This is a genomic window from Ruegeria sp. E1, from assembly GCF_056534225.1.
Genome location: NZ_JBQFPE010000001.1, coordinates 246,334 through 261,536, shown reverse-complemented (window position 1 = coordinate 261,536; position 15,203 = coordinate 246,334). Strand labels below are relative to the sequence as shown.

15 protein-coding genes are annotated in these 15,203 nt (G+C 61.7%); 7 read left to right on the top strand and 8 right to left on the bottom strand.

Features of this window, described 5'->3' with window-relative positions; all coding sequences use genetic code 11:
• Nucleotides 1-1,467 carry a leucyl aminopeptidase gene (locus tag ACR0FG_RS01325; protein WP_480889288.1) on the bottom strand — a complete coding sequence of 489 codons (1,467 nt, stop codon included), beginning with the start codon at nucleotides 1,465-1,467 and terminating at the stop codon, nucleotides 1-3.
• 229 nt (nucleotides 1,468-1,696) lie between these two features.
• Here ACR0FG_RS01325 and lptG point away from each other — a divergent pair, with 229 nt between their 5' ends.
• From lptG to rsmA, 5 genes are all read left to right on the top strand, one after another.
• The gene (gene lptG, locus ACR0FG_RS01320; protein ID WP_170712227.1) at nucleotides 1,697-2,797 is read left to right on the top strand and encodes an LPS export ABC transporter permease LptG; all 1,101 of its coding nucleotides are present in this window, start codon (nucleotides 1,697-1,699) and stop codon (nucleotides 2,795-2,797) included.
• Complete coding sequence (locus ACR0FG_RS01315) at nucleotides 2,797-4,947, top strand: LPS-assembly protein LptD (RefSeq protein ID WP_480889284.1); 2,151 nt, start codon at nucleotides 2,797-2,799, stop codon at nucleotides 4,945-4,947. Before lptG ends, ACR0FG_RS01315 begins: the two co-directional genes overlap by 1 nt.
• Entirely contained in the window at nucleotides 4,938-6,191 is a 1,254-nt protein-coding gene (locus tag ACR0FG_RS01310; protein ID WP_480889281.1) for a peptidylprolyl isomerase, read from the top strand. Before ACR0FG_RS01315 ends, ACR0FG_RS01310 begins: the two co-directional genes overlap by 10 nt.
• Nucleotides 6,188-7,153, top strand: coding sequence for a 4-hydroxythreonine-4-phosphate dehydrogenase PdxA (gene pdxA, locus ACR0FG_RS01305; RefSeq protein WP_480889278.1), 966 nt, complete (start codon nucleotides 6,188-6,190; stop codon nucleotides 7,151-7,153). The genes ACR0FG_RS01310 and pdxA overlap by 4 nt, the downstream gene beginning before the upstream one ends.
• A gap of 81 nt (nucleotides 7,154-7,234) precedes the next feature.
• On the top strand, nucleotides 7,235-8,077 hold the full coding sequence (gene rsmA / locus ACR0FG_RS01300) for a 16S rRNA (adenine(1518)-N(6)/adenine(1519)-N(6))-dimethyltransferase RsmA (protein ID WP_480889276.1): 843 nt from the start codon (nucleotides 7,235-7,237) through the stop codon (nucleotides 8,075-8,077).
• 55 nt (nucleotides 8,078-8,132) lie between these two features.
• On the opposite strand, the gene ACR0FG_RS01295 is transcribed toward rsmA, so the two are convergent.
• The 3 genes from ACR0FG_RS01295 to prfA form a co-directional block, all read right to left on the bottom strand.
• Nucleotides 8,133-8,714: a DUF4167 domain-containing protein gene (locus tag ACR0FG_RS01295; protein WP_480889273.1), complete on the bottom strand. Its 582-nt coding sequence runs from the start codon at nucleotides 8,712-8,714 to the stop codon at nucleotides 8,133-8,135.
• 240 nt (nucleotides 8,715-8,954) lie between these two features.
• Nucleotides 8,955-9,800, bottom strand: coding sequence for a peptide chain release factor N(5)-glutamine methyltransferase (gene prmC, locus ACR0FG_RS01290; protein WP_480889271.1), 846 nt, complete (start codon nucleotides 9,798-9,800; stop codon nucleotides 8,955-8,957).
• A complete protein-coding gene (prfA, locus tag ACR0FG_RS01285; protein ID WP_480889552.1) occupies nucleotides 9,797-10,852 on the bottom strand; it encodes a peptide chain release factor 1 in 1,056 nt (351 codons plus the stop codon). The genes prmC and prfA overlap by 4 nt, the downstream gene beginning before the upstream one ends.
• A 62-nt stretch (nucleotides 10,853-10,914) precedes the next feature.
• Here prfA and ACR0FG_RS01280 point away from each other — a divergent pair, with 62 nt between their 5' ends.
• The gene (locus ACR0FG_RS01280; RefSeq protein ID WP_480889269.1) at nucleotides 10,915-11,196 is read left to right on the top strand and encodes a hypothetical protein; all 282 of its coding nucleotides are present in this window, start codon (nucleotides 10,915-10,917) and stop codon (nucleotides 11,194-11,196) included.
• Between the two features lie 4 nt (nucleotides 11,197-11,200).
• On the opposite strand, the gene ACR0FG_RS01275 is transcribed toward ACR0FG_RS01280, so the two are convergent.
• The 4 genes from ACR0FG_RS01275 to ACR0FG_RS01260 all read right to left on the bottom strand — a co-directional run bounded on the left by ACR0FG_RS01275 (nucleotide 11,201) and on the right by ACR0FG_RS01260 (nucleotide 14,227).
• A complete protein-coding gene (locus ACR0FG_RS01275; protein ID WP_480889267.1) occupies nucleotides 11,201-11,548 on the bottom strand; it encodes a DUF6404 family protein in 348 nt (115 codons plus the stop codon).
• A gap of 35 nt (nucleotides 11,549-11,583) precedes the next feature.
• Entirely contained in the window at nucleotides 11,584-11,985 is a 402-nt protein-coding gene (locus tag ACR0FG_RS01270) for a DUF1499 domain-containing protein (protein WP_480889265.1), read from the bottom strand.
• Between the two features lie 54 nt (nucleotides 11,986-12,039).
• The gene (speB, locus tag ACR0FG_RS01265) at nucleotides 12,040-12,987 is read right to left on the bottom strand and encodes an agmatinase (protein ID WP_480889263.1); all 948 of its coding nucleotides are present in this window, start codon (nucleotides 12,985-12,987) and stop codon (nucleotides 12,040-12,042) included.
• A 76-nt stretch (nucleotides 12,988-13,063) separates the two neighbouring features.
• Nucleotides 13,064-14,227, bottom strand: a complete 1,164-nt coding sequence (locus ACR0FG_RS01260) for a M20 aminoacylase family protein (RefSeq protein WP_480889261.1) — start codon at nucleotides 14,225-14,227, stop codon at nucleotides 13,064-13,066.
• Between the two features lie 66 nt (nucleotides 14,228-14,293).
• Between ACR0FG_RS01260 and mazG the strand changes: the two genes are divergently transcribed.
• Nucleotides 14,294-15,160: a nucleoside triphosphate pyrophosphohydrolase gene (mazG, locus tag ACR0FG_RS01255; RefSeq protein ID WP_480889550.1), complete on the top strand. Its 867-nt coding sequence runs from the start codon at nucleotides 14,294-14,296 to the stop codon at nucleotides 15,158-15,160.
• Nucleotides 15,161-15,203: the final 43 nt, after the last annotated feature.

The following is a 15,203-nucleotide window of genomic DNA, read 5'->3' as shown; positions in this document are numbered from 1 at the left end:
CTACTCGAAATTGTCCTGAACAAACCGGCTCAGCGCACGCACGCCCCAACCGGTCGCACCTTTGGGCGCATAGGATGTCTCGGAAGACACCGACGCAACGCCTGCGATATCAAGGTGAATCCACGGCGTGTCATCCTTGACGAACCGCTGCAGAAACTGCGCTGCAGTGATCGACCCTGCGGCTCGTCCACCCACATTCTTCATGTCCGCGATGCGCGATTTCAGCAGGTCGTCATAGGGCTTGCCAAGCGGCATCCGCCACGCCCCTTCATCCTCGGCCCCTGCGGCCTTGAGGAAGGCGTCACAGAACACATCATTGTTCGAAAACACACCCGCGTTCTGATGCCCCAGACCAATGATGATCGCCCCGGTCAGCGTGGCCAGATCGACCATGCCAACAGGCTTGAACCGCTCTTGCGCGTACCACATAACGTCGCACAGAACCAACCGGCCCTCGGCATCGGTGTTGATGATCTCGACCGTGTCGCCCTTCATCGACTTGACCACATCGCCCGGGCGCGTGGCATTGCCCGAGGGCATATTCTCGACCAACCCAACCAGCCCGACCACATTGGCCCTGGCCTTGCGCTTAGCCAAAGCGCGCATTGTGCCCGCAACGACACCCGCACCACCCATATCCATGGTCATGTCTTCCATGCCGCCCGCCGGTTTCAGCGAGATGCCCCCGGTATCAAACACAACGCCTTTGCCGACCAGCGCCAGCGGCGCATCGTCCACATCGCCGCCCTTCCACTGCATCACCACAACCTTGGACGGGCTGACCGAGCCCTGCCCGACGCTCAGCAACGTGCGCATCCCCAGCTCGGCCAGCTTGTCCTCTTCCAGAACCTCGACCTCAAGGCCCAGCTCTTTCATCTCGGCCAGACGGTTGGCAAATTCAGTGGTGGTCAGCACATTGGCCGGCTCATTGGTCAGATCACGCGTCATGCGCACACCGTCAGCAACGGCATAAAGCGGGGCAAAGGCTTCCTCGACCTCGTCCGACTTGTTGTGGCTGATCGTGATGGCACCGGCGGCGTCGGACTCCTTGGTCTTGTGCACGTCGAAGTCATAGCTGCGCAGCACCATGCCCAAGGCCAGATCCTCGGTCCCTTTCTGGTTTCCAGCCATCAGCAACACCTCTTTGCTGCCCGCCAGCTTGGTCAGCTTGGCCCCGGCCTTGCGCGCTTCGTCCGCGTCGGGGCGGTTGGGCAGCACAAGAACATCCAGCGCCTCGGCCTGCATCCCTGCGGGCCACGCCAGCGAGGTGACGTCGCCAGTCTTGACCTTACCGAACCGTTCGCTTTCAACCAGCCGCGCCACCGCGCCCTTGGTCAGCCGATTGGCACGACGTGCCGCAGGCCCCATCTTGCCCTCGGGCGTGACAATCACCGCGACACGCCCCGGTGCCTTGGCGATCAGATCCAGATCAAAGGGTTGAAAACCGACGGGGACCAGACTGCTCATTTCATGCTCCTGAAAAATTTCTTGTCCAAGACCTAGCCCGCACTGCCGCAGTTGACCAGATAGCAGTTTTCCCCGCACCGCATTTGCACTAAGGTCCCCGCAAAATAAACGGCAGGCTCGGGGGAGTGAACGTGAGACCAATCGGCAGGCATAGGCCGTCGCGCATGTTTTCATGCCGTCGCGACCTTCGGGCGATTCCCCGCCTCCGACAGAATCCGAGGGCCCCTGCGTGATCCTCGACCGTTACTTCGCCCGCCGTTTCATCCAAAGCTTCGTGGTCATCGGCGGTATTTTTCTGACGCTTCTGATCCTGATCGACCTTGTTGAACAGGTGCGCCGATTCGACGACGCCAACCTGTCTTTTGGCCAGCTCCTGCAACTCACGCTGCTGAACACACCTGCCGCGATCTCGGAAATGCTGCCGCTGCTGATGATCCTGGCAACCATTGCGCTGTTTGTCGGGCTGGCCCGCAGTTCCGAGCTGGTCGTAACCCGCGCCATCGGACGCTCGGGTATTCGTGCCCTCGTGGCCCCGGTCATTCTGGCGCTGATCATCGGTGCGCTGGCGGTCTCGCTTCTGAACCCGATTGCGGCGGCCACCTCGGAAGAGGTTCAGCGCCTGTCGGACGGATATCGCAACAACGGCGATTCGACCCTGTCGATCAGCCGCGAAGGGCTGTGGCTGCGGCAGGGCACGGCGACCGGCCAGTCGGTGATTCATGCCAAAGGCACCCTCAAGGGCGAGGCTTTCGGCCTGTATGACGTCACCGTCACCGCCTTTCTGCCCGACGGCAAACCGACCGAGCAGATCGCCGCAAAACGCGCCGAGTTGGAAGACGGCCACTGGACGCTTTATCACGCCAAGGTCTGGACCATTCAGGACGATCTGAACCCGGAAACCAGCGCCGTCAGCCACAGGGTTCTGACCCTACCCACCACGCTGACCCGCGACAAGATCATCGATACGCTGGGTCAACAGGATTCCGTTTCGATCTATGACCTGCCACAATTGATCCGCGATCTGCGCGAGGCCGGGTTTTCCACCAAGCAATACGAGGTCTGGCTACAGGTCGAACTGGCGCGGCCTCTGTTTCTGGTCTCGATGGTCCTGATCGGGGCGGCCTTTACCATGCGCCACGTACGCTTTGGTGGCACCGGGGTTGCGGTCCTGTCCGCCGTGTTGCTGGGGTTTGCCGTCTATTTCGTGCGCAATTTTGCGCAGATTCTGGGTGAGAACGGGCAATTGCCGATCATGATCGCCGCCTGGGCCCCGCCCGTCGCGGCCATCATGCTCTCGCTTGGCCTACTGCTTCATGCGGAGGATGGCTGATGCGATCTCTGCTCGCGCTGCTGCTGTCCGGCGCCCTTCTCCTGTCATTGCCTTCGGCGCTTCTGGCGCAGGCTGATGACGCGCCAGCCGACGCCGCGCAGGACCAACCGGCGCTGCTGGTCGCCGACAAGATCTTTATCACCAAAGACCGCAAGCTGGTGGCCGAAGGCAACGTCGAGGCCTATCAGGGCGACACAAAACTGACCGCCGAAAGCGTGATTTACGACCGTGAAACCGGGGCGCTGACCCTGACCGGACCAATCCGCATCGATCAGGCCGGGCAGACGACGATTCTGGCCGATTCCGCAGAACTCGACGATGGGATCCAGAACGGATTGCTGACCGGTGCGCGGATGGTGTTTGATCAGCAAGTGCAAATCGCCTCCGTTCAGGCCACCCGCGCCGGGGGCCGCTATACGCAATTCAGCAAAGTGGCGGCGACCTCGTGCCATGTCTGCGCCGATGGCAGACCGCCACTCTGGCAAATCCGGGCCCGCAAGGTCACGCATGACCAACTGGAACGGCAGCTCTATTTCGAAGGCGCGCAGTTCCGCATTCTGGACCTGCCGGTGTTTTATTTCCCGCTGCTGCGCCTGCCTGATCCGACCCTCGAGCGCGCCACCGGGTTTCTGGTGCCGTCGATCCGCACCACATCGCAACTGGGAACCGGCGTACAGGTGCCCTATTTCATTCGTCTTGGCGATCACAAGGACCTGACGCTGACGCCCTATGTCTCGTCCAAAACACGCACTCTGGGCTTTCGCTACCGGCAGGCCTTCAAGCGTGGCCGCATCCGTCTTCGCGGCGCATTCACCCGCGATGACCTGCAGCCGAACCAGGACCGGGGCTATTTTTTTGCAGATGGCCGCTTTGCTCTGGGCAAAGGCTATCGACTGAGATTCGATATCCGCACCACGTCCGACGATTCCTATCTTGCCGACTACGGCCTGCCCGATTTCGACCGCCTGCGCAGCGAAATCTCGGTCGAACGCATCCGGCGCGATACCGCATTCAAAACCGGGTTCATCTACTACAAATCCTTGCGCGACAGCGAACCGCAGGATGAAATCCCCTCGCGCGTGTTCGACCTGAATTACCGCAAACGCTATTTCCCGAACATGGTCGGCGGCGAAGTGCAACTGGCCTTTATCGGCCACGCCCATAAACGCACCAGCGACGAAGACGTCATCGGTCGCGACGTCGCCCGCGCGACGTTTGACGCCGAATGGCTGCGCAGTTGGACCTTCGCCACAGGGCTCAGGGCGGATGCGCAGATCGGTGCCTCAGTGGATACGTTCGATATCAGCAATGACAGCAACTTCCCCGGCAACGTCACCCGCTCAACTCCGCGCGCGGCCTTTACCCTGCGCTATCCCATGGTGCGGCGGGAACAAAACGGCGCATCCCAATTCCTGGAACCGATTGCACAGCTTGGCTGGACCCATGTCACCGACCGGGACGTGCCCAACGACGAAAGCACCTTTCAGGAATTTGATCAGGGCAACCTGCTGGCCCTGTCCCGCTTTCCCGCCGAAGACCGGCGCGAGGACGGGGCCACGGCGGTTGTCGGCCTGAACTGGGCGCGCTTTCACCCAAGCGGCTGGGAGGCGCTCGCCACAGTCGGGCAGGTGTTCCGCACAAGGGGCGATCCCAATTTCACCCTGACCTCGGGCCTTCAGGGCACCTCGTCGGACCTGCTGCTGGCCGGGCAATTGCGCAATGGCAAAGGGTGGTCTATCTCGGCGCGGGGCCTGCTGAACGGCGACCTTAGCTTTGGCAAGGCGGAACTGCGCACAGCCTGGTCAAGGGGTGACACCGTCCTGACGGGCAACTATGTATGGCTGGAACCGGATCCGGCGGAAACCGGAGGCGACGAAATATCCGAATTCTGGGCCGCGGCGCGCTACCGGGTCAACGAAAACTGGCTGACCCGCGCCAACGCCCGCTACGATTTCAGCGAGTCCGAGCCGATCCGTGCCGGTTTGGGCCTGACATACAGTAACGAGTGCGTGGAGTTTAACATGACTGTCAGTAGACGTTTCACATCGTCTTCGACTATTGAACCTACGACGGAATTCGGCTTTAGCGTGGCTCTGACCGGCTACTCTGTCGAAAGCGATGGTGAGAAGTACAAGAAAAGATGCAGCTGATCTCTGGTTTTACAAAAACGCTTCGCCGCTGGACCCGTGTCTCGGTCCTGCCCGCTCTTGCCGTCGTCACCATCCCCTTTGCCTCGTCACAGGCGCAGGGTCAAAGCCTGTTCTCTCCGGCGATCCGGGTCAATCAGGACATTGTGACCTGGTACGAACTGGACCAGCGTCAGCAATTTCTTGAACTGCTGGGTGTCCCCGGCAGCGCCGACGCCGAAGTACGCCAGGCCCTGATCGACGACCGCCTGCGCAAACAGGCGATGCGCGATGCCGGGATCGAAGCCGCGCCCGAAGATGTGCAAAACGGCATCGACGAATTTGCCTCGCGTGGCAATCTCAGCTCGGAACAATTCCTACAACTGTTGGGCGATGCCGGCGTGTCTCAGGAAACCGTGCGCGACTTTATCGCCGACCAGATTTCGTGGCGAGATTTCGTCAGTTCCCGCTTCATCTCGCAGGCCCGACCCTCTGAGGAAGAGATCGACCGCGCCCTGGGTCAGGGTTCAGGCGGTGGCCTGCAGGTCCTGCTGTCCGAAATCATCATTCCCGTCACCCCACAAACTCTGCCGCAAGCCGAAGCGCTGGCCGAACAGATCTCGCAGGTGTCGGGGCCGGATGCCTTTGCCGCCGCGGCCACGCAATATTCTGCAGCGGCCACCCGTAACAATGGCGGCAGGCTGGAATGGCTGTCGCTCACAAATCTGCCGCCTGCGCTGCAGCCGGTGATCCTCGGGCTCGAAAACGGCGAAATCACCGATCCCCTGACCCTGCCGAACGCCATCGCCCTGTTCCAGATGCGCGGCATTCGCGAGGTGGCAACCGGAACGCCGACCTATTCCAAGATCGACTATGCGCAGTATTTCCTGCCCGGCGGGCGCAGCGCCGAAACCCTCGCCAAAGCCGCCGCATTGAAAGAGTCCATCGACACCTGTGACGACCTCTACGGCGTTGCCAAAGATCAGCCCGCCAACGTGCTTGAACGGCAATCGGTCAGCCCATCAGAGATTCCGCGCGACGTTGCGCTGGAACTGGCAAAACTTGACCCCGACGAGGTCTCGACCACCCTGACCCGCAACAACGGCCAGACCCTTGTGTTCCTGATGATGTGCAGCCGGACCCGCGATCTGGGCGAAGACACCACCCGCGTCGATGTCGCCAACGCACTGACCCAACAGCGGCTGCAAGCCTTCGCCGACAGCCTGCTGCAACAGCTGCGCGCCGACGCCATCATCGTCGAACAATGATCCGCCCCATCGCGCTCAGCTGCGGGGAACCGGCTGGTGTCGGACCCGAGATCGCAGCCAAGGCATGGGACACGCTGCGCGATACCTGCCCCTTCGTCTATATCGGCGATGCTGTACATCTGCCGGACGGAACCTCGGTTCAACAGATCGAAGACCTGTCGCAGGCGTCGGAAATCTGCGCCCACGCGCTGCCCGTGCTGCAACAGGATTTCCCGGCCCCCAACGATCCCGGCCACTTGAACCCGGCCAACGCACCCGGCGTCATCGACGCCATCGAACAGGGCGTCGCGCTGGCACAATCCGGCGCCGCCTCGGCGCTCTGCACCGCGCCGATCCACAAACAGGCCCTGATCGACGGTGCCGGTTTCTCTTATCCCGGCCATACCGAGTTTCTGGCTGCGCTCGCGGGTCGCAACCGCGTGGTCATGATGCTGGCCAGCGACCAGTTGCGCGTTGTACCAGCAACGATCCACATCCCTCTGTCCCGCGTGCCCACGGAGCTGACCCCCGATCTGCTGCGCGAAACCATCGAGATTACGGCCCGTGGGCTGCAACTGCAATTCGGCATCCCCCACCCGCGCCTCGCGGTTGCGGGCCTGAACCCTCACGCAGGCGAAGGCGGCAAAATGGGGACCGAGGAACTGGACTGGATCGCCCCCCTGCTGAACGGCCTCAGCCCCGATGGATACACCGTCACAGGCCCCCACCCGGCAGACACCCTGTTCCACGCCGCCGCACGTACCCGCTATGACGCAGCCATCGCCATGTATCACGATCAGGCCCTGATCCCGATCAAAACGCTGGATTTCGACCGGGGCGTTAACGTCACCCTCGGCCTGCCCTTCATCCGCACCTCGCCCGACCACGGCACCGCGCTCGACATCGCAGGCCAAGGCATCGCCAATCCCACCAGCCTGATCGAAGCCCTGCGCCTCGCCCAATCCATGGCGCAATCCCGCTAATGCTTCATCTGTCCAAAAATATCCCCGCCGGAGGCAAAAAATCTCTGGCGCTCCGCCACCAAACTGCACAACGCTAACACCATGAGCGCCATCGACACCCTCCCCCCGCTGCGCGAGGTCATCGCCACCCACCAGCTGTCTGCCCGCAAATCGCTGGGCCAGAACTTCCTGCTGGACCTGAACCTGACCGCCAAGATTGCGCGACAAGCTGGCGATCTGACCCAATGCGACGTGCTGGAAATCGGCCCCGGCCCCGGCGGTCTGACACGCGGGTTGCTCTCCGAAGGTGCACGCAAAGTGGTGGCCGTCGAAAAAGACACCCGCTGCATCGCCGCCCTGAACGATATCGCCGCCGCCTATCCGGGCCAGCTTGAGGTCATCAACGGCGACGCGCTGGAAATTGACCCGCTCGAACACCTGACGCCGCCTATCCGCATCGCGGCCAACCTGCCCTATAACGTCGGGACCGAGCTTCTGGTCCGCTGGCTCACCCCGCCCGAATGGCCGCCTTTCTGGCAAAGCCTGACCCTGATGTTCCAGCGCGAGGTCGCCGAACGTATCGTGGCCCAGCCCGGCAGCAAAGCCTATGGTCGCCTCGCCATCCTTGCCCAATGGCGGGCCGAGGCGCGTATCGCCATGTCCCTGCCGCCCGGAGCTTTCACGCCCCCGCCCAAGGTCTCCAGCGCAGTTGTCCACCTGACTGCCCTGCCTGAACCTCGATATCCAGCCGATGCCGCCACCCTGTCGCGCGTCGTCGCCGCCGCCTTCAACCAACGCCGCAAAATGCTGCGCGCCTCCCTCAAGGGCATCGCGCCCGACATCGAAGACCGCCTGATCGCCGCCGGCATCAAACCCACCGACCGCGCCGAGCAAATCCCGCTGGAAAGTTTCTGCGCATTGGCCCGCGAAGTTCAGAAACCCTGAAACAACAAAACCCCGAACCTGCGTCCGGGGTTTGTCGATTTAGTCAGGTCGGGGCTTACTCAGCCGCTTCCGGCGTATCGCCATCACCAGCCGCCTGTTCAGGCGCAGGCTTCGGCTTGCGGGTGCGCGGGCGGCGCGCGGGTTTTTCCTTGCGCTCCTTCGCCTCGGGCGCAGCAGCTTCCGCACCCTGACTTTCGGGTGTCTCGACCAAACCGCTTTCGGTCTGAATCGGCGCATCGGCGTCAAAGCCCATCACATCAGGCTGCGGCGCCTCGGCCGGGTCGGCCTGACGGGCCGCTTCACGCTCCTGACGCTCGGCGCGTTCGCGGTCGCGTTCAGCCTGGCGTTCGCGGTTCTGGCGCTCCTGCTCTTCGCGGCGCGCTTCGATCTCGCGCTGTGCCTCGCTCAGCATCCGCAGGTAGTGTTCAGCGTGCTGTTGAAAGTTCTCGGCAGCCACGCGGTCATTGGACAGTTGCGCATCGCGCGCAAGCTGGTTGTATTTGTCAATGATCTGCTGCGGGGTACCGCGCACCTTGCCCTCGGGGCCCGAGCTGTCGAAAACACGGTTGACGACGTTGCCGCCAGAAGGACGATTGCGGTTGTTCTTGGCCCGCGAACGGGATTTGGAGGATCTCATCTTACTTTACGTCAGCCTTATCAAATTCGCTGTCTGCCGACCCGTAACTCACATCACCGTTTGGCCTTTGCCGTGACGTGTCGTCGACTTTTTGGGCTTGGCGTCAGGGGCACGCTGCAAGCGCGTCCGCCTCTCCGACTTCTCTGAGTAAGCATGTCCTGAGCGCGCAGACAAGAGGTTTATGGCCTTTATCCCAGCTTTTTTACTTCAACCGGCGTTTTTCAGCCGCAGCTTTTGACCTCAACCGGGCAATCTGGCCCCGACAACACGGTCCCGTCCGTCCAGATCAGGGATCACACGAATGTCCGCCAATCCGGCCGCATCGAACAAGGCTGAAACCGCTGCCCCCTGCGTCGGCCCGATCTCAACCAAAATCCGCCCAGCCGGCATCAGATAATCCGGGGCCGAGGCGGCGATGTGGCGATAGGCCCCCAGACCGTCGCCCTCATCGGTCAGTGCCATGCGCGGCTCGTACTCGCGCACTTCGGGCGACAGATCGCGCATCTCATCCGCCGAGATATAGGGCGGGTTCGACACGATCAGGTCAAACTGCCCCTCGACCCCGGCAAACCAGTTCGATTGCAGAATATCCGCCCGGTCCTGTACCTTGTGCTGCACCGCATTGGCGCTGGCCTGCAGGCAGGCGGCCTCGCTCAGATCGATGCCCACGCCCACGGCGCTGGCGCGTTCAGCCAGCAAGGTTATCAGGATACAGCCCGACCCGACCCCCAGATCCAACAATTGATCAAAAGGCTCGCTCAGAGCGGCTTCGATCAACGCCTCGGTCTCGGGGCGCGGATCCAGCACGTCGCGGCTGACACGGAACCGGCGGCCATAGAACTCTCGCTCACCCAGCAGATGCGACACCGGCACCCGTATGGCCCGCAGCGAGATCAACTGATCATAGCGTTCGGCAATGTCCGGGGCCAATTCCTCGGGCGCAATCAGCGTCACCCGGCTGGCCTCGATCCGCGCCGCGTGGGCTAGCAGAACCCGCGCGTCCCGCGCCGGATCAGACACCCCCGCCGCCCGCAATCGCGCAGTGGCGACCACCATGGCCTGCGCCGCTGTCAGCGCCGCAATCATTGCGCCATCTCGGCCAGCAACCGCGCCTGATCGTCGGCGGTCAGCGCGTCGATCACCTCATCCAGATCGCCCTGCATCACCTGATCCAGCTTATAAAGCGTCAGGTTGATGCGGTGATCTGTCATGCGGCCTTGCGGGAAGTTATAGGTCCGAATGCGTTCCGACCGATCGCCCGAGCCCACCTGACTCGCGCGATCCGCAGACCGCTCACTATCGATCCGCTGACGTTCAAGATCATAAAGCCGCGTTTTCAGCACCTGCATCGCAATCTCACGGTTGCGGTGTTGCGACTTCTCGGAACTCGTCACCACCAGCCCCGTAGGCAGGTGCGTGATACGCACCGCCGAGTCGGTGGTGTTCACGTGCTGCCCGCCCGCGCCGGAACTGCGCATCGTGTCGATGCGAATGTCGTTCGCGTCGATCTGAATATCCACATCCTCGGCCTCGGGCAGAACTGCAACCGTCGCCGCCGAGGTATGAATCCGCCCACCGCTTTCGGTCTCGGGCACGCGCTGAACCCGGTGCACGCCGGATTCGTATTTCATGCGGGCAAAGACATTGTCGCCCTTGATGTGGGCCACCACCTCTTTGATCCCGCCCAGATCAGATGCCTGTTCCTCGATGATCTCGAACTGCCAGCCCCGCGCTTCGGCATAGCGCTGGTACATCCGCAGCAAATCGCCGGCAAACAGCGCCGCCTCATCCCCACCCGTACCGGGCCGGATTTCCAGCATCGCCGGGCGCGCATCCGCCGAATCCTTGGGCAACAGCGCCAGTTGCAGCGCGTGTTCGGCCTCGGGGATACGGGTCTGAAGTGCCGGAATTTCCTCTTCGGCCAGTTCCTTCATGTCCGGGTCCGACAACATCGCTTCGGCCTCGGCCAGATCGCCCACCAATTGCCGCCACGCCATGATCTGATCAACCACGGGTTTGAGGTCGGAATATTCCTTGGCCAGCACAGCAATATCCCCGCCCGAGGCGCCATCGGCCATGGCAGCTTCGAGGTACTGGAATCGCTGTGTTATCTGTTCAAGTCGTTCTTCGGGGATCATCCGCGCGGTGTCTCTCATCCGCGGGCGTTGGTCAAGGGCCTGCCTTGTGCTAGGTTTGGGGTATGAGACCGATTGTTCTGACCCTCACCCTGCTTGCCACACCCGCAATCGCCGATGTTGTCGGCCCCGGAGGCAAGGTTCAGGATTGCTATTGCACCGACAAAACCGGCACCCGCGTCGAACTGGGCGAGATGATCTGCCTGCAAGTCGACGGCCGCATGTTCATGGCGCAATGCCAGATGTCACTGAACGTGCCCATGTGGCGCGAGGTTCAGGAAGGGTGTTTGTCGTCGGGGTTGCAGAGCAAACCGTTGATGCCTGACATGTTGCAGCAGGCATCCTAGCGGCTCATAAATCTTCCCACCGGCTTAGATTGTGACGCTTACGTCCGCGCCAAACCCCGATCTCACCTGCCAGTGTCATGAGAACACCAAAGGTCAAAGAGACTAAAACAAACTGCGGGATCAGGCAGTTTGGCGGAGGGTTCAACAAATACATCGCCGCTCCCCAAAGCCCCCCAAACACCAGAGGATTCCAAATCAAACGAGAGAGTGTTCTACGATAGAAATCCGGCTTGGGTTTGAACCCGACTTTTCTGAGAAACCGAATGTATGGGGCGGGATATCCACGCTCTTGCAGACCAGCATATTCCAATTCTGCCGATGCTAGCTGAAACTTTCTTTCATAATCATTCATATTACCTATATGGGAATTAGATAATAAATTTCAACCTATTGCAGAGCGCCCAACCAACCCTCAACCCGAACCCTATTCACCCCAAAGTCCTTCCGCCCAAAACGCAACCGGGCATGGATGCGCAAGGTATCCCCATCCTGCTGAACCGTCGTATAATCGGGAAAAGCAAATACGAGGCTGCGGGTAACATAGGTGACCATCCCCTCTGCCACCGACCCGACCAGCACGGTTGTGCGCGGGGTCGCGCGGATGATGGCGTCCAAGCGGGCCAAGCCGTCCGGACCGGCCTCAACCACCCGGACAACGCCGCTTTTCATGTCGCGCGCTTCCCCCTGCGGAGGAACGTGCCAACGGGCGGGGTCGGATGGGGCCAGCCAGACATAAGCGCCCAGTATAAACAGAACCACAACCAACAACCAAAACAGCATTTTAGCCATCCCGTCTAATCCACATTCCGTAAACCTAGCGGGCGCGGTCCATCGCCCCCACCCCTATCGCGACACCACCCCCGGCAGAATGCACAGCATCTCGAACAGGATATTCGCCGCCGTCAGCGCCGTGTTGCCCGACGGGTCATAGGGCGGCGAGACTTCGACCAGATCGCAGCCCACCACCTTGATCCCCTGCAACGCATGGATCAGTTGCAGCGCCTGCGGCGTGGTCAGCCCGCCGATCTCGGGCGTGCCGGTGCCGGGCGCGTAAGCGGGGTCGAGGCTGTCGATGTCATAGGTGATGTAAACCGGATGATCGCCAACCGTCTTGCGAATCTGCGCGCCGATCTCGGTCAGGTTCTGTTGCCACAACTCCCACGCGGGGAACTGGCGAAAGCCCCAGCCTTGCGCCTCGGTAAAGTCGGTGGCGGCATAGCCGGACCCGCGAATGCCGATCTGAAACGTCTTGTCGGGCACGATCAGCTTTTCCTCATAGGCGCGGCGAAACACGGTGCCGTGGGTCTCCTTTTCCCCGAACATCTCGTCATTCACATCCGCATGGGCATCCACATGCACCAAGGCCACCGGCCCGTGCTTGGCCGCAATCGCCCGCAGAATCGGCAGGGTGATCGAATGATCGCCGCCCATCGCCACCGGGATCACGCCCTGCTCCAGTATACCGTCATAGCTGTCGCGGATAATCCTCAGACTATCGGCCAGTGAGAACGTGTTGATCGCCAGATCCCCGATATCGGCAATCTGCAGGCTGTCGAACGGCGCGGCCCGCGTTGCCATGTTATAGGGCCGGATCATCGCGCTTTCGCTGCGAATTTGTTTCGGCCCGAACCGCGTGCCCGACCGCCACGAGGTGCCGATATCCATCGGTATCCCCAACACAGCCACATCCAGCCCGGCAAGCGAGGCCGCCTGCGGCAGCCGCATGAACGTGTTCGGCCCGGAGAACCGTGCCAGTTCATTGCCGCTGATCGGTTGGTTGAATTCGGTCATTTGCTCTCTCCGATCCTGTGCCTATCCAAGCACATAGCGGGGTTATGCCTAATCAAAGGTTAACCATCCTGCCCCGTCACCCCAAAGGCTGCGCCTTTTCGACGATCCGCGCAAAGAACGAGGCCCCGACCGGCGCAATCTCGTCGTTGAAATTGTATTTCGGATGATGCAGCCCCGCGCCCTCGCCCTGCCCCAGAAACAGATATGCGCCGGGGCGGGATTGCAGCATGTACGAAAAATCCTCGGCCCCCATGTCGCGGTTCATGTTGTCGACCACCCGATCAGGGCCCGAGACCTCGCGCGCGACCTCGGCGGCAAAGGCAACCTTTTCGGCGTCGTTGATCGTTGCCGGATAGCCCACCTGATAATCCAGCCGCGCCTCGACCCCGTAAGACGCCGCCTGCCCCGCCACGATCTGCTCCATCCGCTCGATCACCATCTTCTGCACCGCCGGATCAAATGTGCGCACGGTGCCGTTCAGATAGGCGGTATCGGGGATCACATTGTTCACCGTGCCCGCATGTATCTGCGTAACTGAGACCACCAGATCCTCGACCGCATAGTGGTTGCGGCTGACAATCGTCTGGATCGCCTGCGCAATGCCGCAGGCCGCCATCACCGGGTCTTTGGTCTGATGCGGCAACGCGCCGTGCCCGCCGACGCCCTGCACATGAATCTCAAACGTATCCACCGCCGCCATGATCGGCCCCGGCGTGGTATAAAACGCACCCTCCGGGTTCCCCGGATCGTTGTGGATGCCGTAGACTTCAGAGATATCGAACCGCTCCATGATCCCTTCTTCGACCATCACGCCTGCGCCGCCGCCTTCTTCCTCGGCAGGCTGAAAGATCAGCGCCACGCGGCCCGCGAAATTCCGCGTCTCGGCCAGATAGCGCGCGGCCCCCAGCAGCATAGTGGTATGTCCGTCATGCCCGCAGGCGTGCATCTTGCCGGGGTTGGTCGAGGCATAGTCCACCCCCGTTTCCTCGGTAATCGGCAGCGCATCCATATCGGCGCGCAGACCAATGGTCGGCCCGTCCCCCTGCCCGTTGATGATCGCAACCATGCCGGTTTTGGCGATGCCCTCGTGCAGCTCATCCACCCCGAATTCGCGCAGACGTTCAGCCACGAAGGCGGCGGTCTCATAGCATTCGAACTCCAACTCGGGGATCGTATGCAGGTGCTGGCGCCAGGCGGCCATATCGGTGGCGTAATCGGCAATTCGGTTGACGACGGGCATCTGGGGTGGACTCCTGATCATGACTGCGGGATGGATGCATCTGACACCGGAACGAAAGGGTTCGCAATGGCCGAAAATCCTCTGATCCACGACACCGACGCGGGTATTGAACGCCTGCTGGAAATCATGCGTCGCCTGCGCGACCCGCAAACCGGCTGCCCGTGGGACATCGAACAGGATTTCGCGACCATCGCTCCCTATACGATCGAAGAAGCCTATGAGGTCGCCGATGCCATCGAACGGCAGGCCTATGACGAGCTGAAAGGTGAACTCGGCGACTTGCTGTTCCAATCCGTCTTTCACGCACAAATGGCGGAAGAGGCTGGGCATTTCACGTTCCAAGACGTGGTCCGCACCATGTCCGACAAGATGGTTGCCCGCCACCCGCATGTGTTCGGCGATGAATCTCGCGACAAGTCCGCCGATCAGCAAACCCGCGATTGGGAAACCATCAAAGCCGCTGAACGCGCAGGCAAGGAACAAAAAGGTGCGCTGGACGGCGTAGCTGCTAACCTGCCCGCCTTGCTGCGCGCCCACAAACTGCAGAAACGTGCCGCCCGTGTGGGATTCGACTGGCCCGACGCTAGCCATGTGCTGGCCAAGATCACCGAAGAAGCCGCCGAGTTGGAAGAGGCCCGCAACGCCAAGGATGCCGACGCGCTTGAGGATGAATTCGGCGATCTGCTGTTCGTCATGGTCAACCTCGGCCGCCATCTGGGGATCGAGCCCGAGGCCGCACTGCGCCGCACCAACGCCAAGTTCACCCGCCGGTTTGAACAGGTCGAGGCGCGGCTGGCCCAACGTGGTAAGTCCCCTGCGCAAAGCGATCTGGCCGAGATGGACGCGCTCTGGGACGAGGTCAAAACCGAAGAACACCGCGCCAATGGCAAACTCCCGCCGGTGGATGCGACGGTGGACGCGGAAATCGGCTAGACAAGTCGCGCGACACTTGCGAGTGTCCGCGCTTCAAGCCCCC

Excerpts from the sequence above, each read along its gene's own strand:
- ACR0FG_RS01325 (WP_480889288.1), bottom strand. The coding sequence starts at position 1,467 with ATGAGCAGTCTGGTCCCCGTCGGTTTTCAACCCTTTGATCTGGATCTG.
- ACR0FG_RS01315 (WP_480889284.1), top strand. The coding sequence starts at position 2,797 with ATGCGATCTCTGCTCGCGCTGCTGCTGTCCGGCGCCCTTCTCCTGTCA.
- ACR0FG_RS01310 (WP_480889281.1), top strand. The coding sequence starts at position 4,938 with ATGCAGCTGATCTCTGGTTTTACAAAAACGCTTCGCCGCTGGACCCGT.
- pdxA (WP_480889278.1), top strand. The coding sequence starts at position 6,188 with ATGATCCGCCCCATCGCGCTCAGCTGCGGGGAACCGGCTGGTGTCGGA.
- rsmA (WP_480889276.1), top strand. The coding sequence starts at position 7,235 with ATGAGCGCCATCGACACCCTCCCCCCGCTGCGCGAGGTCATCGCCACC.
- ACR0FG_RS01295 (WP_480889273.1), bottom strand. The coding sequence starts at position 8,714 with ATGAGATCCTCCAAATCCCGTTCGCGGGCCAAGAACAACCGCAATCGT.
- prmC (WP_480889271.1), bottom strand. The coding sequence starts at position 9,800 with ATGATTGCGGCGCTGACAGCGGCGCAGGCCATGGTGGTCGCCACTGCG.
- prfA (WP_480889552.1), bottom strand. The coding sequence starts at position 10,852 with ATGATCCCCGAAGAACGACTTGAACAGATAACACAGCGATTCCAGTAC.
- ACR0FG_RS01280 (WP_480889269.1), top strand. The coding sequence starts at position 10,915 with ATGAGACCGATTGTTCTGACCCTCACCCTGCTTGCCACACCCGCAATC.
- ACR0FG_RS01275 (WP_480889267.1), bottom strand. The coding sequence starts at position 11,548 with ATGAATGATTATGAAAGAAAGTTTCAGCTAGCATCGGCAGAATTGGAA.
- ACR0FG_RS01270 (WP_480889265.1), bottom strand. The coding sequence starts at position 11,985 with ATGGCTAAAATGCTGTTTTGGTTGTTGGTTGTGGTTCTGTTTATACTG.
- speB (WP_480889263.1), bottom strand. The coding sequence starts at position 12,987 with ATGACCGAATTCAACCAACCGATCAGCGGCAATGAACTGGCACGGTTC.
- ACR0FG_RS01260 (WP_480889261.1), bottom strand. The coding sequence starts at position 14,227 with ATGCCCGTCGTCAACCGAATTGCCGATTACGCCACCGATATGGCCGCC.
- mazG (WP_480889550.1), top strand. The coding sequence starts at position 14,294 with ATGGCCGAAAATCCTCTGATCCACGACACCGACGCGGGTATTGAACGC.